Annotated in this window: 23 protein-coding genes; 14 read left to right on the forward strand and 9 right to left on the reverse strand. The window is 63.1% G+C overall.

From position 1 onward, the window contains the following. Positions 1–22 precede the first annotated feature (22 nt). The 9 genes from FCK22_RS10630 (at position 23) to FCK22_RS10670 (ending at position 8,203) form a co-directional block, all read left to right on the forward strand. Complete coding sequence (locus FCK22_RS10630) at positions 23–1,138, forward strand: PRC-barrel domain-containing protein (protein WP_067261900.1); 1,116 nt, start codon at positions 23–25, stop codon at positions 1,136–1,138. 154 nt (positions 1,139–1,292) lie between these two features. Further along, positions 1,293–2,255, forward strand: coding sequence for a malate dehydrogenase (mdh, locus tag FCK22_RS10635; RefSeq protein ID WP_067261933.1), 963 nt, complete (start codon positions 1,293–1,295; stop codon positions 2,253–2,255). 250 nt (positions 2,256–2,505) lie between these two features. Then, positions 2,506–2,889: a succinate dehydrogenase, cytochrome b556 subunit gene (gene sdhC / locus FCK22_RS10640; RefSeq protein ID WP_067261898.1), complete on the forward strand. Its 384-nt coding sequence runs from the start codon at positions 2,506–2,508 to the stop codon at positions 2,887–2,889. Between the two features lie 11 nt (positions 2,890–2,900). Further along, a complete protein-coding gene (gene sdhD / locus FCK22_RS10645) occupies positions 2,901–3,272 on the forward strand; it encodes a succinate dehydrogenase, hydrophobic membrane anchor protein (protein ID WP_067261896.1) in 372 nt (123 codons plus the stop codon). Positions 3,273–3,300: 28 nt separating this feature from the next. Continuing rightward, a complete protein-coding gene (sdhA, locus tag FCK22_RS10650; RefSeq protein WP_067261894.1) occupies positions 3,301–5,106 on the forward strand; it encodes a succinate dehydrogenase flavoprotein subunit in 1,806 nt (601 codons plus the stop codon). Further along, positions 5,106–5,441, forward strand: a complete 336-nt coding sequence (locus FCK22_RS10655) for a hypothetical protein (RefSeq protein ID WP_067261893.1) — start codon at positions 5,106–5,108, stop codon at positions 5,439–5,441. The genes sdhA and FCK22_RS10655 overlap by 1 nt, the downstream gene beginning before the upstream one ends. A gap of 10 nt (positions 5,442–5,451) precedes the next feature. Then, complete coding sequence (locus FCK22_RS10660; RefSeq protein ID WP_067261891.1) at positions 5,452–6,231, forward strand: succinate dehydrogenase iron-sulfur subunit; 780 nt, start codon at positions 5,452–5,454, stop codon at positions 6,229–6,231. A 54-nt stretch (positions 6,232–6,285) separates the two neighbouring features. Further along, on the forward strand, positions 6,286–6,501 hold the full coding sequence (locus FCK22_RS10665; protein WP_067261889.1) for a hypothetical protein: 216 nt from the start codon (positions 6,286–6,288) through the stop codon (positions 6,499–6,501). Positions 6,502–6,553: 52 nt separating this feature from the next. Beyond that, positions 6,554–8,203, forward strand: a complete 1,650-nt coding sequence (locus FCK22_RS10670) for an FAD-binding dehydrogenase (protein ID WP_067261887.1) — start codon at positions 6,554–6,556, stop codon at positions 8,201–8,203. 190 nt (positions 8,204–8,393) lie between these two features. On the opposite strand, the gene deoD is transcribed toward FCK22_RS10670, so the two are convergent. The 3 genes from deoD to FCK22_RS10685 all read right to left on the reverse strand — a co-directional run bounded on the left by deoD (position 8,394) and on the right by FCK22_RS10685 (position 11,694). Further along, entirely contained in the window at positions 8,394–9,098 is a 705-nt protein-coding gene (gene deoD, locus FCK22_RS10675; protein WP_067261885.1) for a purine-nucleoside phosphorylase, read from the reverse strand. A gap of 200 nt (positions 9,099–9,298) precedes the next feature. Next, on the reverse strand, positions 9,299–9,643 hold the full coding sequence (locus FCK22_RS10680; RefSeq protein WP_067261882.1) for an H-NS histone family protein: 345 nt from the start codon (positions 9,641–9,643) through the stop codon (positions 9,299–9,301). Between the two features lie 83 nt (positions 9,644–9,726). After that, positions 9,727–11,694 carry a protein meaA gene (locus FCK22_RS10685; protein WP_067261880.1) on the reverse strand — a complete coding sequence of 656 codons (1,968 nt, stop codon included), beginning with the start codon at positions 11,692–11,694 and terminating at the stop codon, positions 9,727–9,729. Positions 11,695–11,859: 165 nt separating this feature from the next. Between FCK22_RS10685 and FCK22_RS10690 the strand changes: the two genes are divergently transcribed. The 5 genes from FCK22_RS10690 to FCK22_RS10710 all read left to right on the forward strand — a co-directional run bounded on the left by FCK22_RS10690 (position 11,860) and on the right by FCK22_RS10710 (position 17,347). Next, positions 11,860–13,257 carry a 1-acyl-sn-glycerol-3-phosphate acyltransferase gene (locus tag FCK22_RS10690; RefSeq protein ID WP_067261879.1) on the forward strand — a complete coding sequence of 466 codons (1,398 nt, stop codon included), beginning with the start codon at positions 11,860–11,862 and terminating at the stop codon, positions 13,255–13,257. Positions 13,258–13,382: 125 nt separating this feature from the next. After that, on the forward strand, positions 13,383–14,663 hold the full coding sequence (gene ccrA, locus FCK22_RS10695; protein WP_067261878.1) for a crotonyl-CoA carboxylase/reductase: 1,281 nt from the start codon (positions 13,383–13,385) through the stop codon (positions 14,661–14,663). Between the two features lie 191 nt (positions 14,664–14,854). Then, the gene (locus FCK22_RS10700) at positions 14,855–15,061 is read left to right on the forward strand and encodes a hypothetical protein (protein WP_082851964.1); all 207 of its coding nucleotides are present in this window, start codon (positions 14,855–14,857) and stop codon (positions 15,059–15,061) included. Continuing rightward, positions 15,009–15,728, forward strand: a complete 720-nt coding sequence (locus FCK22_RS10705) for a LuxR family transcriptional regulator (protein ID WP_067261877.1) — start codon at positions 15,009–15,011, stop codon at positions 15,726–15,728. Before FCK22_RS10700 ends, FCK22_RS10705 begins: the two co-directional genes overlap by 53 nt. A gap of 80 nt (positions 15,729–15,808) precedes the next feature. Then, positions 15,809–17,347 (forward strand): AAA family ATPase, encoded by a 1,539-nt coding sequence (locus tag FCK22_RS10710; protein ID WP_067261876.1) that lies wholly within the window; start codon positions 15,809–15,811, stop codon positions 17,345–17,347. On the opposite strand, the gene FCK22_RS10715 is transcribed toward FCK22_RS10710, so the two are convergent. The 6 genes from FCK22_RS10715 to FCK22_RS10740 form a co-directional block, all read right to left on the reverse strand. Then, the gene (locus tag FCK22_RS10715; protein WP_067261875.1) at positions 17,344–18,111 is read right to left on the reverse strand and encodes a TIGR02186 family protein; all 768 of its coding nucleotides are present in this window, start codon (positions 18,109–18,111) and stop codon (positions 17,344–17,346) included. The two genes, FCK22_RS10710 and FCK22_RS10715, sit on opposite strands and share 4 nt — an antisense overlap. Then, complete coding sequence (locus tag FCK22_RS10720) at positions 18,108–19,022, reverse strand: sulfite exporter TauE/SafE family protein (RefSeq protein ID WP_067261874.1); 915 nt, start codon at positions 19,020–19,022, stop codon at positions 18,108–18,110. Before FCK22_RS10720 ends, FCK22_RS10715 begins: the two co-directional genes overlap by 4 nt. 114 nt (positions 19,023–19,136) lie before the next feature. Further along, positions 19,137–20,105, reverse strand: coding sequence for an ABC transporter permease (locus FCK22_RS10725; protein WP_067261873.1), 969 nt, complete (start codon positions 20,103–20,105; stop codon positions 19,137–19,139). A 35-nt stretch (positions 20,106–20,140) separates the two neighbouring features. Beyond that, entirely contained in the window at positions 20,141–21,277 is a 1,137-nt protein-coding gene (locus FCK22_RS10730) for an ABC transporter permease (protein ID WP_136720413.1), read from the reverse strand. A 1-nt stretch (position 21,278) separates the two neighbouring features. Further along, the gene (locus FCK22_RS10735; protein WP_067263575.1) at positions 21,279–22,880 is read right to left on the reverse strand and encodes an ABC transporter ATP-binding protein; all 1,602 of its coding nucleotides are present in this window, start codon (positions 22,878–22,880) and stop codon (positions 21,279–21,281) included. A gap of 136 nt (positions 22,881–23,016) precedes the next feature. After that, positions 23,017–24,018 carry a BMP family ABC transporter substrate-binding protein gene (locus FCK22_RS10740; RefSeq protein ID WP_067263570.1) on the reverse strand — a complete coding sequence of 334 codons (1,002 nt, stop codon included), beginning with the start codon at positions 24,016–24,018 and terminating at the stop codon, positions 23,017–23,019. Between the last annotated feature and the right edge of the window lie 89 nt (positions 24,019–24,107).

Genomic DNA, 24,107 nt, shown 5'->3' on the forward strand with positions numbered 1-24,107 from the left:
CATTTTTGGAAGGAGACCTACAATGAAACGTTTTCTGAGCACGACGGCCATCGTATTGACCATGACCGGCGCAGCCTTTGCTGACGCGCATTCCGAAGGCTTTGGCAACGTTGCCGTAGAGCAGACTGATTTCCTTGCATCCGACCTGATCGGCATGCGCATCTACAACTCCGAAGCCGAAGTTGACGCGGCCACCCCCGTTGCCGATGGCGCCGAGCAGGAGTGGGATGATATTGGCGAGATTAACGACATCATCGTGTCGCAGGACGGCGAAGTGACTGCCGTGATCCTCGGCATCGGCGGCTTCCTTGGTATGGGCGAACGTGACGTTTCCATTTCCATGGACAAGATTCGCATCCTGAACGACGAAGGCGGCGAGCGCTTCCTCGTTGTGAACACGTCGAAAGAGATGTTGGAGCAGGCGCCTGAGTTCGAACGCCCCATGATGGATGGCGAGCGGATGGAAGGCGACGCCATGAGCGAGACTGACGCGAACGTCACCGTCATCAATGGCGAGACCGAAGCCGAAGAGATGGCGAACGATGTCGAAGTCGAGACCGAGGAAATGGCCAATGACGTAGAGGCCGAGACCGAGGAACTGGCGCAAGACACCGAGAACGCGGCCGAGAACCTTGAAGCCGAGACCGAAGAGATGGCCAATGACGTAGAGGCCGAATCCGAGGAAATGGCGCAAGAAGCCGAAACCATGATGGAGAACGCCGAAGCCGAGACAGAAGAAGCTGTCAACGAAGCCGAAGCCAACACCACCGTGATCACAGGCGATGAAACCGTTGAGCGTGAACTGCTGCCGCGCCCCGAAGTTGAGCGTGAAGGCTATGCCAACGCCGAAGCCGAGATGATTGAGCAGATGAGCGCCGAAGACCTTGAAGGCTCCTATGTCTATGGTGCCAACGACGAAACCGTGGGTGAGATCGACACCCTGCTGATCGGCGACAACGGCCAGATTGACCGTGTTGTTATCAACGTGGGCGGTTTCCTTGGTCTGGGTGAAAAGCCGGTGGCCGTAACATTTGACGAACTTCAGGTTCTGCAAAATGTGGAAGGTGACGACGTGCGCATCTACATCGACAGCACCGAAGAGCGTCTGGAATCGCAGCCTGAGTACCAAGGCGACTAATTCTTCGCCTAAAGGTTCAGCAATTGGCCGCCCTTCGGGGCGGCCTTTTTCGTGGTGAGGGCAGGGGTTAGCCGCCCGCCAATGCTGCAACTTGCACGGGACCGTGCATTTCGGTATCTCCGGCGCAAATGAAACCTCTGTCGGAGACATGACCATGGCCAGACCCAAAATCGCGCTTATCGGCGCGGGGCAAATCGGCGGCACTCTCGCCCATCTCGCAGCGTTGAAAGAATTGGGCGATGTCGTCCTGTTCGACATTGCCGAGGGCACCCCTGAGGGCAAAGCTCTCGATATCGCGTCGTCGGGCCCCTCGGGCAAGTTCGACGCCACCATGTCGGGCACGCAAGACTACGCCGACATCGCGGGCGCGGACGTCTGCATCGTCACCGCCGGTGTCGCCCGCAAGCCGGGCATGAGCCGCGACGACCTGCTGGGCATCAACCTCAAGGTTATGAAATCCGTGGGTGAGGGCATTGCCAAGCACGCCCCCGACGCCTTCGTGATCTGCATCACCAACCCGCTTGATGCGATGGTCTGGGCGCTGCGCGAATTCTCGGGCCTGCCGCACAACAAGGTTTGCGGCATGGCTGGCGTGCTCGACTCCGCGCGTTTCCGCCACTTTCTCGCGACCGAATTCAACGTCTCGATGAAAGACGTCACCGCCTTCGTTCTGGGCGGCCACGGCGACACGATGGTGCCGCTGGTGCGTTACTCCACCGTCGCCGGTATCCCGCTGCCCGATCTGGTCAAGATGGGCTGGACCACGCAGGACAAGCTCGACGCCATCGTGCAGCGCACCCGTGACGGCGGCGCCGAGATCGTGGGCCTGCTGAAGACCGGTTCGGCCTTCTACGCGCCTGCCACTTCCGCGATCGAGATGGCCGAAGCCTATCTCAAGGACCAGAAACGCGTGCTGCCCGCGGCGGCGCATGTCGATGGGGCCTACGGCTTGAACGGCTTCTACGTGGGCGTGCCCACCGTGATCGGCGCAGGCGGTGTTGAGCGTGTCGTCGAGATTTCGATGAACAAAGACGAGCAGGCGATGTTCGACAACTCCGTCAACGCGGTCAAAGGTCTGGTCGAAGCCTGCAAAGGCATCGACGAGAGCCTCGCCTAAGCCTCACGGCATACGAGTTTTGGAGCGCGTCCCAAACGGGGCGCGCTTTTTCGTTCGGGGGGGGGAGTTTTGTGATCACACGATAATCTGCTGTGATCACAAAAACGGGCAGGACCACCTCACTCTGTCATTTTTCCACCGAAACACCGGCCAAACCCCGCAGATTCCCCGCAGTTCCCCGTGACAGTCCTGTAAAAACCGCTATCAAGATGCAAAGCACAGGACAAAGCACAGGACAAAGGACCGCGCCATGGCCGATGTGAACCGGGGTAACCGCCCGCTTTCCCCGCATTTGACGATCTACCGCCCTCAATTGACCTCCATGACGTCGATTCTCACCCGGATCACCGGCAACGCGATGCTGATCACCGCGCTGCTGATCGTGTGGTGGTTCCTCGCCGCGGCCACGTCGCTTGAGTATTTCGACACGGTGAACGGGATCATGACCAGCTGGTTCGGTGATCTGGTCTTTACCCTGTCGCTCTTGGGCCTGTGGTATCACACGCTGGCTGGCGTGCGTCACCTGATCTGGGACACGGGCCGCATGCTTGATATCCCCACCGCGGAAAAGCTGGGCTGGACCGTGCTGATCGGATCGGTCGTGCTGACCATCCTGACCATCATCATCGTTTGAGGAGCGACACCATGGCATACATGACAGATCGCAAACGCGCCCGCGGCCTTGGCTCGGCGAAAACCGGCACCGCGCATTTCTGGGCGATGAAAGTCTCCTCGCTGGCGCTGTTGGTCCTGATCCCGCTGTTCGTCTTTACCTTCGGCAGTGCGCTCGGCGGCAGCTATGAAGAGATCCTTGCCTATTACGCGCGTCCCTTCCCGGCCATCGTGGCGGCGCTGACGCTGATCGTGGGCTTTAAACATTTCAATGACGGCGTGCAGGTGCTGATCGAGGACTATGTCCATGGGCTGGCCAACAAAGTCGCCCTTATCGTGATGACCATCATCAGCTACGGCGCAGCAGCGGTTGGCGTTTTCGCCATCGCCAAGCTCGCCCTGTAACAATACGCCCAAACGGGAGACCGATTAAATGGCAGCATATGAATACGAAACCCACGAATATGACGTTGTCGTGGTGGGGGCAGGCGGTGCTGGCCTGCGCGCGACTTTGGGCATGGCGGAGCAGGGGCTGCGCACGGCCTGTATCTCTAAGGTATTTCCGACCCGCAGCCACACCGTGGCGGCGCAGGGTGGCATCGCCGCGTCCTTGAGCAACATGGGCCCCGACAACTGGCAGTGGCATATGTATGACACGGTCAAGGGCTCGGACTGGCTGGGCGATACCGACGCGATGGAATACCTCGCCCGCGAAGCGCCCAAGGCGGTTTACGAGCTTGAGCATTACGGCGTGCCCTTCTCGCGCACCGAAGAGGGCAAGATCTATCAGCGCCCCTTCGGCGGCCACACCACGGAATTCGGCGAAGGCCCGCCCGTGCAGCGCACCTGCGCCGCCGCTGACCGGACTGGTCACGCGATCCTGCACACGCTCTACGGCCAGTCGCTGAAGCAGAGCGCGGAATTCTTTATCGAATATTTCGCCATCGATCTGATCATGTCGGACGACGGTGTCTGCCAAGGTGTGCTCTGCTGGAAACTCGACGACGGCACCATGCATCTGTTCAGCGCCAAGATGGTCGTGCTGGCGACCGGCGGCTATGGCCGTGCCTATTTCTCGGCCACCTCCGCACATACCTGCACCGGCGACGGCGGCGGCATGGCGGCCCGTGCGGGTCTGCCGTTGCAAGACATGGAATTCGTCCAGTTCCACCCCACCGGCATCTACGGCGCGGGCTGTCTGATCACAGAAGGCGCGCGCGGCGAGGGCGGGTACCTCACCAACTCCGAGGGCGAGCGCTTCATGGAGCGCTATGCGCCGACCTATAAAGACCTCGCCTCGCGCGACGTTGTTTCGCGCTGCATGACGATGGAGATCCGCGAAGGCCGTGGCGTGGGCGAGAACAAGGACCACATCCATCTGCACCTCAACCACCTGCCGCCGGAGACGCTGGACCTGCGCCTGCCGGGCATCTCGGAATCCGCACGCATCTTTGCCGGTGTGGACCTCACGAAAGAGCCGATCCCGGTGCTGCCCACCGTGCACTACAACATGGGCGGCATCCCCACGAACTATTGGGGCGAGGTGCTGAACCCGACTGCGGACAACCCCGACGCCATCGCAACCGGCCTGATGGCCGTGGGCGAGGCGGGCTGTGCCTCGGTACATGGGGCGAACCGTCTGGGCTCCAACTCGCTCATCGACCTCGTGGTCTTTGGCCGCGCCGCTGCGATCCGCGCCGCCAAGATCGTCGACGCCGACAGCCCGGTACCCGCGCCGAACCTCAAATCGGTCGAGAAGGCCTTCGATCGCTTCGACGGTCTGCGCAATGCCAAGGGCGGCACGCCGACAGCCGAACTGCGCCTTGAGATGCAAAAGACCATGCAGGCCGATGCCGCCGTCTTCCGCACCGACAAGACGCTGGAGGAAGGCCGCAAGAAGATGATCGACGTGGCCGACAAGCTGAACGATCTGCATGTCACCGACCGCAGCCTCGTGTGGAACTCCGACCTGATGGAGACGCTGGAGCTGACCAACCTGATGCCCAACGCCACCGCCACGATCACCGCCGCCGCCGCGCGGAAAGAGAGCCGCGGCGCGCATGCGCATGAGGATTACCCTGATCGGAACGACGACGAATGGCGCAAACATTCGCTGGCGTGGTTCGACGGTAACGATGCCAAGCTGACCTACCGCGCCGTGCACCTTGATCCGCTGACCAAAGAGGATGAAGGCGGCATCGACATGAAGAAGATCGCCCCCAAGGCACGGGTGTATTGATGGTCCGCACAGCACTCATCGCGGCCACCCTGCTCGGCCTTTCGGCCTGTGTGGAGGTTCAGCAGGCGGTGGATGACACCGCCCGCCAGACCTCCAAAGGCGTGGTGACCGAGGTTCTGGCCACCCGTTTCCCGCAGGTGCCGAAAGAGCTGATCACCCCCTTCACCGATTGCATCATCGACAATGCCGACGCGCTGGAGCTGCGCGAATTGGCCCGCGCCACCGTGGTTGGCGTGGATGACACAACAGCGGGCACCGTGCGCACCATCCTGTCGCGCCCCGAGACCCGTACCTGCTTGCTGGCCGCCGCGCCCGCAGCCGGTCTGACGCTTTAGGAGACGCATAATGGTTCAACTGACGCTTCCGAAAAACTCCCGCATGACCAGCGGCAAGACATGGCCCAAGCCCGAAGGGGCGACCAACCTGCGCGAGTTCCATATCTACCGCTGGAACCCCGATGACGGGAAGAACCCGGCGCTCGACACCTATTTCGTCGATATGGACGATTGCGGGCCGATGATTCTCGACGCGCTGATCAAGATCAAGAACGAGATCGACCCGACGCTGACCTTCCGCCGCTCCTGCCGCGAGGGCATCTGCGGCTCTTGTGCGATGAACATCGACGGGATCAACACGCTGGCCTGCACTTACGGCATGGAAGAGATCAACGGCGTGGTGAAGATCTACCCGCTGCCGCATATGCCGGTGGTCAAGGACCTGATCCCCGATCTGACCCACTTCTACGCCCAGCACGCCAGCATCCAACCATGGCTGGAGACCGACACGCCCGAGCCGCGCAAGGAGTGGAAACAGTCGATCGACGACCGCGCCAAGCTCGATGGTCTGTATGAGTGCATCATGTGCGCCTGCTGCTCGACTTCCTGCCCCAGCTACTGGTGGAACGGCGACCGCTACCTCGGGCCAGCGGCCCTGCTGCACGCCTACCGCTGGATCATCGACAGCCGGGACGAGGCGACGGGCGAGCGTCTTGATGACCTGGAAGACCCGTTCAAGCTCTACCGCTGCCACACGATCATGAACTGCGCCAAGACCTGCCCCAAGGGGCTGAACCCGGCGGCGGCGATCGCCAACATCAAGAAACTGATGGTCGAGCGCACCGTCTAATCTACCCAATCCGACAGGAAGGCCCGGCCAAGCGCCGGGCCTTTGGTTTTTCCCATGATCCTGCCCTTTGTCATCGTTATCGTCTTTGTGATCGTGCTGATCTTTGCCCGTCGCAACGCGCCCACGCGCGACTGCCGCTGGCGCGAAGACCGGGCGGGGGACAAAGGCGCGCTACGCAAATACCACTGCGTCGCCTGCGGGGCCGAAGCCTACCGCAGCGAAGGCCCACCCGACCGCTGCCTCAAAGGGCTCGACACCCCGCGTCTGTGACTTGCTTTTGCCCCCAACCCACCGCAAGCTTGCCGAAACAGGGGAGGCAGCAATGGGTGAGCGTTTCAAAGCAGATGTGATCGTCGTGGGGGCGGGTCTGGCCGGCATGGTTGCCGCCCATGAGGCCGTGCTGCGCGGTCGCCGTGTGCTGCTCATGGACCAAGAAGGCCCGCAAAGCCTCGGCGGGCAGGCCTATTGGTCGCTCGGCGGTCTCTTCATGGTCGACACACTCGAACAGCGCCGCATGGGCATCCGCGACAGCGCGGAACTCGCCTATCGCGACTGGATGGGCTCGGCGCAGTTCGACCGCCCCGAAGACGCCAATCCCCGCAAACTCGCGGAAGGGTTCATCGACTGGGCGGCAGGCGACATGCGCGCTTGGCTGCACCAGATCGGCCTGCGCTGGTTCCCGGTCGTCGGCTGGGCCGAGCGCGGCGGGGCAGGGGCCCATGGCCACGGCAACTCTGTCCCGCGATTTCATATCACTTGGGGCACCGGCACCGGCGTCGTCGCCCCTTTCGCGCGGCTGATGCAGGAATACGCGGCAGCGGGCAAACTGCGCCTCGCCTTCCGCCACCGCGCCACCCGGCTGATCACAACGGATGGCGCGGTCACCGGCGTGGCGGGCGAGGTGCTGGAAGACAGCGACGCCCCGCGCGGTCAAAGCACATCGCGAAATGTCACCGGCGACTTTGAGCATACCGCCGAGGCCGTCATCCTCACCACCGGCGGCATCGGCGCCAACCACGATTTGGTGCGGCAACACTGGCCCAAAGACCGCCTCGGCCCCGCGCCGCGCCAGATGGTCAGCGGCGTGCCCGACTACGTCGACGGCAAGATGCACGCCATCGCCGCCGAAGCCGGGGCAGGGCTCATCAACGAAGACCGCATGTGGCACTATTGCGAAGGCGTGCAAAACTGGGATCCGATCTGGCCCAACCACGGCATCCGCATACTGCCCGGACCGTCCTCAATGTGGTTCGACGCGCGCGGCGACCGGATGGAAGCACCCTGCCTGCCCGGCTTCGACACGCTCTCGACCCTCAAACGCATCCTGCAAGCAGGCGAACACAGCTGGTTCATCCTGACGCAAAAGATCATCGAAAAGGAATTCGCCCTCTCGGGATCCGAACAGAACCCCGATCTCACCTCCGGCAAATGGGGCGAAGTCCTGAAAGCACGGCTCGGCAAGGGGGCAACCGCCGCAGTCGAGGTCTTCAAAGAAAAAGGCGCGGACTTCATCGTCGCCGAGGACTTGAAAACCCTCGTTACCCGCATGAACGCCCTCACACCCGAGACCCCCGTCGCCCTAGAGCACATCCGCGCCCAAATCGCAGCCCGCGATGGCCAGTTGGGCAACCCCTTCGCCAAAGACGCCCAGATCACCGCGATCCGCGGCGCCCGCAACTACCGTGGCGACCGCTTGATCCGCACCGCCAAACCCCACGCCATTCTCGATCCGGCCAACGGCCCGCTCATCGCTGTGCGCCTCAACATCCTCACCCGCAAATCCCTCGGCGGATTACACAGCGACACCCAAGGCCGCGTGCTCACGCCTGCGGGCACCATCCTCCCCGGCCTCTTCGCAGCCGGAGAGGTCTGCGGCTTCGGCGGCGGCGGCTACCACGGCTACAACGCCCTCGAAGGCACCTTCTTAGGTGGCTGCCTCTACTCCGGCCGCCTCGCCGGCCAACACGCCTGAAAGACGCACCACACCCCCTCCCTTCATCCTTTCCCAAATACCTTCCGCACTCTCCCCACACGCGAGCGCCAACCAACGAAGCACCCCACCGCTCACACCACCCGCCAAGCCACGAAAAAAGGCGCGACCCCCGCCGCGCCCCTTCATCCTTTTTCAAATACCAACCCCGCCCTTTCAGCAGGCGCCGCACTCAGGCAAAGGCCGCCTCCAGCGCAATCTCGACCATATCGCCAAAACTCTTTTCGCGATCCTCCGAGGGCAGCGCCTCGCCGGTCTGCAAATGATCGCTCACCGTCAACACCGCCAAGGCACGCCGCTTGTGCCGCGCGGCCAGCGTGTAAAGCTCCGCTGCCTCCATCTCGACACCGAGGATGCCATGGCGCACCATCTGCTCATCGAGATCGGGGCGCTCCGCATAGAAAACATCCGAGGAATAGATCCCGCCTACATGGGTCTCGGCCTCCAGCTTTTCGGCGGCAGCGACAGCAGCGCTTAAAAGGCCGTAATCGGCGCAGGGGGCGTAGTTCAATTCGCGGAAAATGCCGGAGGAGGGCGAGGTGATGGTGCTGGCCGTCATGGCGATGATCACGTCGCGGATGCCGACATGGGATTGCATGCCGCCACAAGAGCCGATGCGGATCAGGGTCTGCGCGCCATATTCGGTCATCAACTCATTGGCGTAGATCGACAGCGACGGCATGCCCATGCCCGAGCCTTGGATCGTCACCCGGTTGCCGCGCCATGTGCCGGTAAAGCCGAGCATACCGCGCACTTCGTTGACCAGTTCGGCCCCTTCGAGAAAGGTCTCCGCCGCCCATTTCGCGCGGTAGGGGTCGCCGGGCATCAATACGGTTTCGGCGATATCGCCGGGTTTTGCGCCAATATGGACGGTCATTTCTGTCTCCTGATGTTTGGCGCATTTTGCCCGCGCAAGGCGGGCTTCACAAGGGCTGCGGTGGGGCAGGGGGCGTGACGTAAACTTCCGCTCGGCGCCGTGCGGGCGGTGACTATCGAATTCACATTTCCGTTAGCAATAAAAAAAGCGCCGGTGAATTGCTATTCAACCGGCGCGAAATTCCCGTATTTCGGGAAGTATTAAACCCGCATCGTTTCCGGATCGGCACCATTCTCTACTTGGGCGCGGAACCAATTTGGCTGGCGGCCTTTTCCAGTCCAAGTCTGGGACGGGTTTTCCGGATTGGCGAACTGGGGTTTCGATTTCGGACCGGCGGAGGCTTTGCGCGGCTTCTTGGCCTTCTTGGGCGCGGGGGCCTCATCAGCTAACTCATTCAGGGAAAAGCCATATTCCGCCGCTGCCTTTTGCGCCGCCTTGCGGGCGGCGCGGCGTTCGCGCGCCTGTGCGGCCTGCAAGGCCTTTTTGACATCCGACAGAAGTTTCTCCAGTTCCTTACGGCCCATGGATTTCAGGTCTTTTTCCATATCTGATATTTCCTTTCCAGATTGTGCTGGTAGAGGGAATTATAGCGCCAATAGGTTAATTGCACGATGTATTTTGTGTCAGCCTATTCCGCCGCCACCGCTTTGGGATCGGCAAGCGTAATAATATCCTGCATGATGACGTTCAATTCGAAGTCCTTCGGCGTATAGACCTGCGCCACCCCGGCGGCGCGCAAACGGGTGGCGTCGGCCTCGGGAATGATGCCGCCGACGATGACGGGAATATGGGTCAACCCGGCCTCGGCCATGCGTTTCATTAGGTCTTCGACCAAGGGCACGTGAGAACCCGAGAGGATCGACAGGCCGACCACATGGGCGGCTTCCGTTTGTGCTGCTTCGACGATCTCCGCAGGGGTCAGACGGATGCCTTCATAGCTGATGTCCATGCCGCAATCGCGGGCGCGGACGGCGATCTGTTCCGCCCCGTTTGAGTGGCCGTCGAGCCCTGGTTTGCCGACGAGGAATTTCAGCCTGCGGCCCAATCTGTCGCTGACCGCGTCTACCGCATCGCGCAGGTCGTCCAAACCTTCGGTCTTGTTAGACTGGCCTGCGGAAACCCCTGTGGGGCCACGATATTCCCCGTGAACGGCGCGCATCTGCGCGGCCCATTCGCCGGTCGTCACCCCGGCTTTCGCGGCGGCGATGGAGGCGGGCATGATGTTCTCGCTCCCCTGCGCCGCGGCGCGCAGATCGGCCAGCGCCTGTTTCACGGCACCCGCGTCGCGCGCGCTGCGCCATGCGTCGAGCCGTGCGAGCTGGTCGGCCTCGGCGCCGGGGTCGGATTGCATGATATCGCCCGCGCCGGTCATCAGGGGCGAGGGCGCGCCTTGCTGCCATTTATTGACGCCCACCACGACGGTTTCGCCGCTTTCGATACGCCGCAGCCGGTCGGCATTGCTTTCGACCAAACGTCCTTTCATGTAATCGATCGCGGAAATCGCGCCGCCCATCCCGTCGAGATTCGCCAATTCGGCCCGCGCGCCTTCTTTCAGCAATTCGACCTTGGCATCGACCGCCGGGTTGCCGTCGAATAGATCGTCGAATTCCAAAAGATCCGTTTCATGGGCCATGATCTGCTGCATCCGCATCGACCATTGTTGATCCCAGGGGCGGGGCAGGCCGAGAGCTTCGTTCCATGCGGGCAATTGCACGGCGCGGGCGCGGGCTTTTTTCGACAGGGTCACGGCCAGCATTTCGATGAGAATACGGTAGACGTTATTCTCGGGCTGTTGTTCGGTCAGCCCCAGCGAATTGACCTGCACCCCATAGCGGAAACGACGGAATTTTGGGTCTTCAACCCCATAGCGCGCGCGGCAAATCTCGTCCCAAAGGTCTACAAAGGCGCGCATTTTGCACATCTCGGTGACGAAACGGATGCCTGCGTTCACGAAGAAGGAAATGCGGCCCACCAATTTCGGGAAATCCTCTGCCGGGACGCGGGGTTTCAGCGCGTCGAGCACAGCAGTGGCGGTGGCCAGAGCGAATGCCAATTCCTGTTCCGGCGTCGCGCCTGCCTCTTGCAGGTGGTAGGAACAGACGTTCATCGGGTTCCATTTCGGGACATTCGTATAGCAGAATTCGGCCACATCCGCGATCATCTTGAGCGATGGCGCGGGCGGGCAGATGTAGGTGCCGCGGCTGAGGTATTCCTTGATCAGGTCGTTTTGCACCGTGCCTTGCAGCTTTGAGACATCCGCGCCCTGTTCCTCGGCCACCGCGATATAGAGCGCCAGCAGCCAAGGGGCGGTGGCGTTGGTCGTCATCGAGGTGTTCATCTGTTCCAGCGGGATGCCGTCAAACAGCGCGCGCATATCGCCGAGGTGGTTCACCGGCACGCCTACTTTGCCCACCTCGCCACGGCTGAGCACATGGTCGCTGTCATAGCCGGTTTGGGTCGGCAGGTCGAAGGCCACGGAAAGCCCGGTCTGCCCGCGCTCGAGGTTCGAGCGGTAAAGCGCGTTGGACGCGGCGGCGGTGGAGTGGCCCGCATAGGTGCGAATGAGCCAGGGGCGGTCTTTCTGCGGTTGGGTCATCGTGGCCTCATGAATCTGGGTGGCAATAAAGTTGCGTCATGATGTTGATACGGGAAATAATATGCCTCTGTCAATTCGCTGCGTTGCGGCATCACTCGGGCCGCTTGGGCGGGCGGGAAACAGATAAATATTGTCCTCTCGCCCCTGCGCTGTAAGGGTTAAGCCATGACGCAGACTGTGCAATTGCCCCTTTGGCTGTTCATCCTCATCGTGGTTTTCGCAGCCGTCACGGCGCTGAGCCATTTTCTGCTGCCTTCGGTGCGTTGGTTCTTTCGCCGGCGGCTCGAACGGGCGGTGGCGCGGTTGAACAAGCGGCTGACGCGGCCCATTGAGCCCTTCAAACTGGCGCGGCGGCACGACATGATCCAGCGACTGATCTATGATCCGGAGGTCAGCCAAGAAATCGTCAACTATGCCCGCAGCAACGGCGTGCCGGAAAACGTGGCCTTTCAAAAGGCGCGGGAATATGCGCGTGAGATCGTGCCGCGGTTTTCGGCCTTCGCCTATTTCAGTTTCGGCATCCGCTTGGCGCGGCTGTTGACCAATACGGTCTACCGGGTAGAGACGGCGGTGAGTAACGAGACGACATTCGCCGCGCTGCCGCGGGATGCCACGGTGGTCTTTATCATGAACCACCGGTCGAACATGGATTACATGCTGGTGACCTATCTCGCCGCGCGGTCTTCGGCGCTGAGCTATGCGGTGGGGGAATGGGCGCGGGTTTGGCCGCTGAGCACGCTGATCCGCTCCATGGGGGCTTACTTCATCCGCCGCCGGTCGCGCGGGGCGCTCTATCGCAAGGTCTTGGCGCGCTATGTCCAGATGGCCACGACGGGCGGGGTGACACAGGCCTTCTACCCCGAGGGTGGGTTGAGCCTGACCGGGGCCTTGCAGCCGCCGAAGGTCGGGCTTTTGTCCTATGTCGTGGATGGCTTCGACCCCGAGGGCGCGCGCGACATCATCTTTGTGCCCGTGGCGATTAACTATGACCGGGTGCTGGAAGACCGCGTATTGATCGCCGCCGGGCAGCGCGGAGACCGGCGTTTCGGAGCGCGGATCACGGTTGTTGTGGGCTTCGTGCTGCGCAAGATGTGGCGGCGGCTGCGCGGGCGCGACACGCGTTTTGGCACGGCGGCGGTGACTTTTGGCGATCCGCTGTCGTTGCGTCGCACCGGGGCCGGGGTGCCGGTCTCGGAGTTGTCCGAGATGTTGATGGACCGGATCGCGCAGGCGATGCCGGTGCTGACCGTGCCGCTGATTGCGCGGGTGATGTTGCAGGCCGCGCGCCCGATGAAGGAGGCCGATCTGCTGGCCGAAGTGGCCGCCACTTTGGAGAAAATGCCACCGCGCAACCGGGTGCCGAAGCCGGACGTCCTGCCCGAACGGGTCGCCCGCGCTGTCGCGCGGCTGAAGAAACGTAGCGTCATTTCCGAAGGCCCAGAGGGGCTGGAGATCGTCGAGGGGCAGGGGCCTGTTTTGGCCTTCTACGCTAATTCCATTGCACATTTCCCCTCGGAGGATGCTGCACCTGCGGCAGAAATTGCTGCGACTGCTGGGTCATAAAATTACAAACGGCGGTATCTAGGGGTTGCATTGTTGCGCGGCGGATCATATCCCGAAAGGGAGCCGCCGCGATTCTGCGGTGCGGCACAGACCTTGTAGACACCGATCACCGGCAGGAGGCCCACATGGCACTGGATACGAAACACGCCGAATATGACGCCCCGCAAAAGGACCTCTATGAAGTGGGCGAGATGCCCCCGATGGGGCATGTCCCGAAACAGATGTATGCTTGGGCGATCCGCCGCGAACGGCACGGCGACCCGGACAGCGCGATGCTGCAAGAGGTGGTCGACGTGCCCAGGCTCGACAGCCAAGACGTGCTGGTCCTCGTGATGGCGGCGGGCATCAACTACAATGGTGTCTGGGCCGCGCGCGGCGTGCCGATCAGCCCCTTTGACGGCCATGGCGAGCCTTACCACATCGCGGGCTCCGATGCCTCGGGCATCGTCTGGGCGGTGGGCGACAAGGTGACCCGCTGGAAGGTCGGCGACGAGGTGGTGATCCACTGCAACCAAGACGATGGCGACGACGAGGAATGCAACGGCGGCGACCCGATGTATTCTCCCAGCCAGCGGATCTGGGGCTACGAGACGCCCGACGGCTCTTTCGCGCAGTTCACCCGGGTGCAGAGCCAGCAGCTGATGCCGCGGCCCAAGCACCTGACATGGGAAGAAAGCGCCTGCTACACGCTGACGCTGGCGACCGCCTATCGGATGCTCTTTGGCCATGAGCCGCATGACCTGAAGCCCGGCCAGAACGTGTTGGTCTGGGGCGCTTCCGGTGGCCTCGGCTCCTATGCGATCCAGCTTATCAACACCGCGGGCGCAAATGCGATCGGCGTGATCAGCGACGAGAGCAAGCGCCAGTTCGTGATGGATCTGGGCGCCAAGGGCGTGCTGAACCGCAAGGACTTCAACTGCTGGGGCCAATTGCCCACCGTGAACACGCCGGAATATGCCGAGTGGTTCAAGGAAGCGCGCAAATTCGGCAAGGCGATCTGGGACATCACCGGCAAGGGCGTGAATGTCGACATGGTCTTCGAGCACCCCGGCGAAGCGACCTTCCCGGTCTCAACCTTTGTCGTGAAAAAGGGCGGCATGGTGGTTATCTGCGCTGGCACAAGCGGGTTCAACCTGACCTTCGACGTGCGCTACATGTGGATGCACCAGAAGCGCTTGCAGGGCAGCCACTTTGCCCACCTCAAACAGGCGAGTGCGGCCAACAAGCTGATGATGGAGCGGCGGCTCGACCCCTGCATGTCCGAGGTCTTTAGCTGGGCCGATCTGCCCGAGGCGCATATGAAGATGATGCGTAATGAGCATAAGCCGGGCAATATGTCGGTACTGGTCCAAGCCCCGACGACCGGGCTGCGCACGCTGGAAGACACGCTGGTCGCCCGCGACTAAGCGACACGGATCGGCTAAGATGAGACCCCCGTGGCTTCGGCTGCGGGGGTTTTGCGTGGCACCCTGTCGAAACAGAGGCTTAGCGCCCGAAGCCCCGCTATTTATGGGGGGGCAGAAAGCGCGGATGGTGCAAAATTTCGTACATGCTATGGTTGTATTAATCTGCCATTAACCAAAGCTGGGCGACCCTCATGCGAGATGATTGGATATTGGACGTTTTGGCCGATCTCAGGGCTTTTGCCATGGCGAACCAACTGCCGCGCACGGCGGAACAGTTGGACGACGCGGCGCTGATCGCTCTGGCTGAGATGTCCTTGCAACGCGAAAGGGCCATGGGCCGGACGCATGAGGATAGAGCCGCATCTGGAACGGATTTGGGAAAGGCTGGCGCAGGCTGATGGCCAGCCCGCCCTTGGGCAGGCCTGCAAAGATCTGCGCGATCACTATGGCATTCTGCACGTCGTCTATCACTGGGTCGACACGGCGGGGGTGCAATATGGCTGCGGCACCTATGGCGCGCTCTGGTCTGAGCGCTATCAGGCGCATAACTACCTGCGCATCGATCCCGTGGTCGCGGGCTGCTATCGCCGGTTCGAGCCGGTGGATTGGAAAGACCTCGATTGGTCCTCTCGCGCGGCGCGGCAGTTTCGCCGGGATGCTTTGGACCATGGGGTTGGCGATCAGGGGTTCTCGGTTCCGATCCGGGGGCCGCATGGGCAATTCGCGCTTTTCACCACGAACCACAGTTGCACCGATCGGGTTTGGGCCGCTTTCACCGCGCGGCACCGGCGCGATCTGATCTGGGCGGCCCATTGTTTCAATGAAAAGGCGTTGGCGCTGGCCCCGGAGCGGGCGCCGGGTGCGGTGCAGGCGCTCTCCCCGCGCGAGGTGGATGCGATGACCCTGCTGGCGGTGGGCTATAGCCGCGCGCAGGTGGCTGACCGTCTGTCGATCTCGGAACATACGCTGCGGGCCTATGTGGAAAGCGCCCGCTTCAAACTGGGGGCGTCCAACACCACCCATGCGGTCGCCCGCGCGCTGAGCCGGGGGCTGATCGTCGTCTGAGGCGGATAATCCACATGAATCGCAGGCGCGCGGGGCAAAGCCATCTGGCCCCCGGCGCGGGGCTCATTTAGGGTCGCCCAATGACATCTACCGCGCTCACCTATTCCGAAGACCAAGCCGCCGCCCATGACAAGGTGGCCGATATGCTGCGCTCTGCGGGCATCGATCTGGACGACTCGCTTTTGATGCCGCCTGCGGGCGGGCCGGATCAGGTGATGGCGGTGACCGGCAAGGCCGGATCGGGCAAAACCCTGCTGCTGGCCGAGCTTTACCGCGCGCTGGAAGGGGCCGGGGTCGAGATCGTGTCGGGCGATTACGAATCGCGCAAGAAGCGCGAGAAGCGGACCTTGGCGATCCTCGCGCCCACCAACAAGGCGGCGAGCGTGCTGCGGTTGCGCGGGGTGCCTGCGACGACGATCCACCGCATTCTCTATACGCCGGTCTATCACCCTGAATACGAGCGCATCGCCGAATGGCTGACCGGCAACGGCGAGAAGCCCGAGATCGAGGGCCTCAGTGAAATGGCGCTGGACCGCGCGGCGGCGTTTTTCGCGAACAACAAGTCCGTGCCCGGTGCGCTGGCGGCGGCGGGGCTCAGGGGCAGTGATTTCATCACCGGCTGGAAGCGGCGGGAAGAGCCATTGGACATCGGCTTTGTCGACGAAAGTTCGATGCTGGACGACAAGCAGTTCGAGGATTTGAAAGAGATCTTCCCGACGCTGCTGTTGTTCGGCGACCCGGCGCAGTTGGCACCGGTGGGGCAGTCGGGCACGATGGTCTTCGAGAAACTGCCCGAAAAGCGCGTGTTGAACCTCAACCGCATCCACCGGCAAGAGGCCGACAACCCGATCCTCGATCTCGCCCATGCGCTGGCCGATCCGCAGTTGGAGTTTCATGACTTTGAGCGGATGATCGAAGACGCGGCGCGCAAGGACGACCGCGTGGTCTGGGGCCAGCGGGTCGAAGTCGATCTCATGGCGCGCAGCCCGGTGCTGGTCTGGCGCAACGCGACGCGCATCCGGCTCATCAATGCGTTCCGCAGCGTGCATGGCGCGCCGGAGGATGCGTTGCTGGCCGGTGAGCCGCTGATCTGCGACGGGATCGAACTGCCGCTGAAACACCGCAAGAAACGGCTGGATCTTGAGGCACGGGGCCTGATCAAGGGCGCGCAGGTGGTCTATCTGGGCGAGGGGCGCAAGCCCGGCTTCAGCCGCTTGCATGTGATCGGCGCCGAAGACCCGCAGGTGAGTGCCGCCTCGATCGTGAAGATCGAAAAGCCGGATGAGGAAGAGCCCTTCATCCCCTTCGCCGCCCGCATGGGGGCGACCTTTCTGCACGGGGCGGCGGTGACGATCCACAAGGCCCAAGGCAGCCAGTGGGAGAATGTGCAGGTCTTTGCCCCCGATCTCTATGCCGCCGCGCGGATGGGGCGGAGCGAGGCGGGGCAGCCCCTGTGGAAACGGCTCGCCTATGTGGCGATTACGCGCGCTCAGGAACGTCTGATCTGGGTGGTGCGCAACCGGCTCAGCAAGCCTTCGGGGCCGCTGCGGGTGGATGATCTGCGGGCCGCGCCAGCGGCGGCGCTGACGCTTGAGGCGACCGAGGATGGCGCGGCTTAGCGGCGCATGAGGCCGAAGACGGCCGAAGCGCCCCAGCCCGCCGCAACTGCGATGAAGAGCGACAGCAGCCCGTAAAGAAACGCCTGTTGATGGGCAAGGTTGAATAGCCAACGCTCCATCCCGACTTTGCGCACGTCGATGATCGTCTCATACTGCGCTACCACATCGCCGCCGCGCGTGAGGAAAATCCGCGTGTCATAGGCCCCTTCGGTGAGCGAGGCGGGCAGGGCGACGGCGGCGCGGAAGAGGGTCTGTTCATCCACCTTCACCCCGTCTTCGATAACCTGGTACAGGTTCGCATCCTTACGCACGCGGATCAGCGCGTCGGTGAATTGGGTGGGGTCCGCGATCTCCATCGGGGCGCCGACCGACCGGATGGCGCGGGGGATGGAAATGCGGTGGCGCAGGTCTTCGATGCGTTTGAGCACCTCGGCCAGCGGGCCAGAGGTGACCACGGCGTAGAAGCTCGGCGCGCGGTCGACCTCAACCGCGGCGGTGTTCACCCAGATGCCAAAGCGCCGCTCTTTCCGGCGCACCATGACCGGGGCCGAGGGGCCGGAGACGGTGATGACCACTTCGAGCGGCGCGCCATCGGGGATCGGGGTTTCGCGTTTGACGGCCCCGTAGACGAGGATCTCGGACCCGTCGAAATTGGTGGTGATGGAGACTTCGGCCTGGCTGAGGCCAAGCACGATTTCCTCTTCCGCCGTGGCGGTCAGGGCCGTGAAACACAGGCCAAGGAAGGCGACCAGCGCGCGCATCATTCCGCGGCCACCGGGCTGAGAGAATAGAGTTCCGCCGGTTCCAGCAACAGGTCGAGCGCCAGCTTGCCGCAGACCGCCAAGACCAGCACCGCGAGCAGGATGCGGAGCTGTTCGGCCTGCATCCGCACGCCGATCCGCGTGCCCACCTGCGCGCCGAGCACACCGCCCACCAGCAGCAGCACCGCCAGCACGATGTCAACCGTCTGGTTGGTGGTGGCATGGAGCATGGTGGTGAAGCCGGTGACGAAGATGATCTGCAACAGCGAGGTGCCGATCACGACTTTGGTTGGCATGCCGAGCAGGTAGATCATCGCAGGCACCATGATGAAACCGCCGCCCACGCCCATGATCGCCGAGAGCATCCCGACCGCCGCGCCCACCAGCACCGGCGGGATTACTGAGATATAAAGGCCCGAAACCCGAAAGCGAATTTTGAACGGCAGCCCATGCACCCAATAGTGTTTCTTGCGTTTGACCCGGCCCCCCTTGCGGGTGCGGCGGATGGCGCGGAGCGATTCCACGAACATCAGCCCGCCGATAATGCCAAGGAAGACGACATAGCAAAGCGTCACCAGCAGATCGACTTGGCCGAGCGATTTCAGGTAGTTGAAGATGAACATGCCGATGCCGGAGCCGATCAGGCCCCCGGCCAGCAGCACCCAGCCCATTCGGAAATCGACCGTCTTTCGCTTGAGATGCGCCAGAAGCGCCGAGAAGGAGGAGGCCACGATTTGATTGGTCGAGGTCGCCACCGCCACGGCGGGCGGGATGCCGACAAAGAACAGCAGCGGCGTGATCAGAAACCCGCCGCCGACGCCGAACATGCCCGACAGGATGCCCACGATGCCGCCCAATCCCAAAAGGAGGAAGGCGTTGACCGATACTTCGGCAATGGGCAGGTAGATTTGCATGACGTTTCCTAGCCCCGAACGGCCGCGCAGTTCAACATAGCTTGTCGCGGTGAGGCGACCACTTTGACAGGTTGCGCCGATCCGGCCCTCGGGTGCAAGGGCCGGAAGGAAGTGTCAGCGTTCTTTCACATAGGGCTCGCCACCCGCGCGCGGCGGGATCGCTTTTCCGACAAAACCGGCGAGGATCACCACGGTCATCAGGTAGGGAAGGGCGCCCAGAAGCTGGCCCTGCACCTTGATGCCGATGACCGATTGGATCACGTCCGGTCGCGTTTCGAGCGCGCCGAAGAGGCCGAAGAGCAGCGTCGCCCAGAGCGCGTACCAGGGCCGCCACTTGGCGAAGATCAGCGCGGCCAGTGCGATGAAGCCGCGGCCCGCGGACATGTCCTTGACGAAACCCGCCTGCAGCGCGGTGCTGAGGTAGGCGCCCGCCACGCCGCAGAGCAGGCCCGCGATGGCCACGGCGGCATAGCGCAGACCCACGACCGAGACACCGGCGGTGTCGACGGCGGCGGGGTTCTCGCCCACGGCGCGCAGGCGCAGGCCGAAGCGGGTGCGGAACAGGATCCACCACGTCAGCGGCACGGCGAGGAAGGCGGCATAGACGAGGATCGAATGGCCCGAGATCAGCTCTTCGTAGAGCGGGCCGATGATCGGCACGCTCTCCATCGCCTCAGCGAAGGGTAGGGTGATCGGCTCGAACCGCGCGCCGCCGAAGAGCGAGGGCGTGCGGCCCCCTTGGGCGAACCAGTCCTGCGCGATCAGCACAGTCATGCCCGCGGCGAGGAAGTTGATCGCCACGCCTGAAATCAGCTGGTTGCCGCGGAAGGTGATCGAGGCGAGGCCATGCACGGCGCTCAGCGCCAGCGAGGAGGCGATGCCCGCCGCCAGACCCAGCCAGACCGAGCCGGTGAGCGAGGCCAGCGCCGCCGAGAAGAAGGCCGCGGCCAGCATCTTGCCCTCGAGCCCGATGTCGAAGACGCCTGCGCGTTCGGAGAAAAGACCGGCAAGACAGGCCAGAAGCAGCGGCGTGGCCAGCCGCACGGTGCTGTCGAGCAATTGGATGAGCGTGATGTAGTCCATAGGTCAGACCCGCTTTCTCAGGGGGGTATAGGGGCTCATTCCGCGCTCTCCGACTGGGCGCTGCGGGGGCCGGGTTTGGGCGGGCCGGGGCGGCGGAACATCAAGAAGAGACGCTCCAGCGGCATCCGCACCATGTTGTCGAGCGCGCCGGTGAAGAGGATCACGAGCGCCTGGATCACGACGATCAACTCGCGCGGGATCGAGGTCCAGAGCGCCAGTTCCGCGCCGCCTTGGTAGAGGAAGCCGAAGAGCAGGGCGGCAAAGAAGACGCCCACCGGGTGCGAGCGGCCCATCAGCGCCACGGCGATGCCGATAAAGCCCGCGCCCTCGGTCGCGTTCAGCACCAGACGTTCGCTTTCGCCCATGACGTTGTTGATCGCCATCAGCCCCGCCAGCGCGCCCGAGATAATCATCGTGATCATGGTGATGCGCACGGGCGAGATGCCCGCGTATTTCGCCGCCGGCTGCGAATGGCCGTAGGCGCGGATTTCATAGCCCAGACGGGTGCGCCAGATCAGCATCCAGATCGCCACACATGCGCCGACGGCCACCAGCAGCGAGACGTTGGCGGGTGCGGATTTGGAGAAGGCGATGCCAAGGGGGGCAAGGAGTTCGTGCAGGGTCGGCAGATGCACGGCCTCGGGGAAGCGGGCGCTGGCCGGGTCCATGCTGCCCGGCGGGCGCATAAGGTTCACCAGAACGTAGTTCAGCAGCGCCGCGGCGATGAAGTTGAACATGATCGTGGTAATCACGACGTGGGAACCGCGCTTGGCCTGTAGCCAGCCGGGGATCGCGGCCCAGACCGCGCCCAGAAGACCGGCCATGACGCCGCAACCGATCAGTGCCAGCGTCCAATGCGGCCAGGGGATGTAGAGCGCGGCCAGCGCCACACCGAGGCCGCCGAGCATCGCTTGACCTTCACCGCCGATGTTGAACAGCCGCGCGTGGAAGGCCACGGCGACGGCAAGACCAGTGAAGATGAAGTTGGTGGCGTAGTAGAGCGTGTAGCCCCAGCCATAGGTCGAGCCGAGCGCGCCCTTGACCATGAGGTTCACCGCCGCGACCGGGTCTTCGCCGATCGACAGGATCACCAGCGCCGAGAGCACGGCGGCCAGCAGGAGAGAGATCAGCGGCACGAGGATCACCTCGGCCCATTTCGGCATCACGTCCATCTCAGACCTCCTTGCGCGCGTCGCCGCCCGCCCGGGCGAGATTGGCCTCGACCTCGGCCACGCTGTGTTCGTTCTCGGTATCGGTGATGCCTGCCATCAGCAGCCCAAGCTCCTTTTCGTCGGTCTGATCGGCGGCGCGTTCGCCCATGATCTGCCCGTCGAACATCACCGCGATGCGGTCCGACAGGGCGAGAATTTCCTCAAGCTCGACCGAGACCAGCAGGATCGCCTTGCCCTGATCGCGCAGGGCGATGATCTGCTCGTGGATAAATTCGATCGCGCCGATGTCGACACCACGGGTGGGCTGGCCGATGAGCAGAAGGTCGGGGTTGCGCTCGATCTCGCGCGCCAGAACGATCTTCTGCTGGTTGCCGCCCGAGAAATTCTTGGCGGCCAGCGTCGGGTCGGGCGGGCGCACGTCGAAACGGGCCATCTTGTCCTCGGCATCGGCGCGGATCGCCGCGTGGTCCATCAGCATGCCGCTGTTGAAACGGTCGTCGTGGTGGTAGCCGAAGACGTTGTTCTCCCAAGCCTGAAAATCCATGATCAGACCTTCGCGCTGGCGGTCTTCGGGCACATGGGCCACGCCGCGCGCGCGGCGCGACTGGCCGTCGCTTTTCTTGCCCGAGAGGTCCAGCGGGGTGCCGTTGAGCGTGACACTGCCGGTGCCGTCGGCATAGCCGCCCAGCACTTCCAAAAGTTCCGATTGGCCGTTGCCCGCAACGCCCGCAAGGCCCAGCACTTCGCCGGCGCGAATCTGCAGGTCGATCCCGCGCAGCCGCTCGACGCCCTTGTCGTCGACCACCCGCAGGCCCTTGATGTCGAGGATCACGTCGCCCGGGGTGGCGGGCTCTTTGTTGACGCGCAAGAGCACCTTGCGCCCGACCATCAGCTCGGCCAGTTCCTGGGGCGAGGTCTCGGCGGTTTTCACGGTGGCGGTCATCTGGCCGCGGCGCATGACCGACACGGTGTCGGTGATCTCCATGATCTCGCGCAGCTTGTGGGTGATCAGGATGATGGTTTTGCCTTCGGAGCGCAGACGCCCGAGAATGCGGAAGAGCTGGTCGGCCTCGGCCGGGGTCAGCACGCCGGTGGGCTCGTCGAGGATGAGGATATCGGCCTGCCGGTAGAGCGCTTTCAGAATTTCCACACGCTGCTGCATGCCCACGCCGATGTCCTGAATCTGCGCATCGGGGTCGACGTTGAGGCCGTAGTCCTTCGACAGTTCGATCAGCGTCTTGCGCGCCTTCGACAGCGAGGGCTTCAAGAGGCGGCCATCCTCGGCACCAAGGATGATGTTTTCGAGCACGGTGAAGTTTTCGACCAGCTTGAAGTGCTGGAACACCATGCCGATGCCGGCGGCGATGGCGGCCTGGCTGTCGGGGATCTCGGTCTTGCGGCCACCGATGTATATCTCGCCCGCGTCGGCCTTGTAGAAGCCGTAGAGGATCGACATCAGCGTCGATTTACCGGCGCCGTTCTCGCCGATGATGCCGTGGATCGTGCCCGGCATGACGCGGATGGAGATATCTTTGTTGGCCTGTACCGGGCCGAAGGCCTTGGAGATGCCCTTGAGTTCGATCGCGGGGGCGGTATCGGTCATGTCAAAAGGTCCTGCGGGCGTTGCAGCCCTTGATCTGGCGTTGGTCCATCGCTGCCCCGGTCACGCTGTGGGGTTTTAAAAGGGGCCGCGCCGATGATCGGCGCGGCCCCGGGGGTCGATTGTGGATAAATCGGGCTCAGAAGTCCAGTGCCGGGCAGCTGTCGTTCTCGTAGTAGGAGACCACTTTGATCTCGCCGTCGATGATCTTCTGGCGCGCGTCGTCGACAGCGGCCTTCATCTCTTCGGTCACGAGATCTTGGTTATGCTCGTCGATGGCAACGCCAACACCTTCTTCGGCAAGGCCAAGGGTCACGACTTCGCCGACCTCGAGGTCTTCGCCCGCCATCATCGCGTCATAGACGGCGACATCGACGCGTTTCAGCATGGAAGTCAGGACCTTGCCCGGGTGCAGGTGGTTCTGGTTGCTGTCCACGCCGATCGACAGGATGCCTTCGTCGGCGGCGGTTTGCAGCACGCCCACGCCGGTGCCGCCCGCGGCGGCATAGACCACGTCAGCGCCTTGGTTGATCTGGGCCTTGGTGATCTCGGAACCCTTCACCGGGTCGTTCCACGCGGCGGGGGTGGTGCCGGTCATGTTGGCGATGACAGTGGCGTCGGGGTTGGTCGCCTTGACGCCTTGGGCATAGCCGCAGCCGAAGTGGCGAATGAGCGGCACGTCCATGCCACCGACGAAGCCCACGGTGTCGCTCTCGGAGGCCATCGCGGCCATGACGCCGACGAGGTAGGAGCCTTCATGTTCGGCAAAGCTGACCTGACGCACGTTGGGCAGGTCGAGCCAGTTCACGTCGATCACGGCGAACTTGGTGTCGGGATAGTCGGGCGCGACGGTGGCCAGCGGATCGGCCATGGCGAAGCCCATGGTGATGATCGGGTTGGCACCGGATTCGGCGAAGCGGCGCAGGGCCTGCTCACGCTGCGCTTCGGACTGCATCTCGATCTCGGCGAATTTGCCGCCGGTTTCTTCGGCCCAGCGGGAGGCACCGTTGAAGGCCGCTTCGTTGAAGCTCTTGTCGAACTTACCGCCGAGGTCGAAGATCAGCGCCGGTTCAGCCGCTGCCGCGCCCGCGGTAAGCGCGAGGCCCGCAGCAGCGCCGAGGAATTTCGTCATGAGGGTCATTTGGTGTCTCCCGGGTTGTGGTGTCGGGCGGTCAATCAGATGCTGCCGCCACGGCGTTTGTGGATCATGTGATCAAGTATAATCTAGGG

The sequence above is a fragment of the Sulfitobacter sp. 15WGC genome (assembly GCF_005068605.1).
Lineage (GTDB): Bacteria > Pseudomonadota > Alphaproteobacteria > Rhodobacterales > Rhodobacteraceae > Sulfitobacter > Sulfitobacter faviae.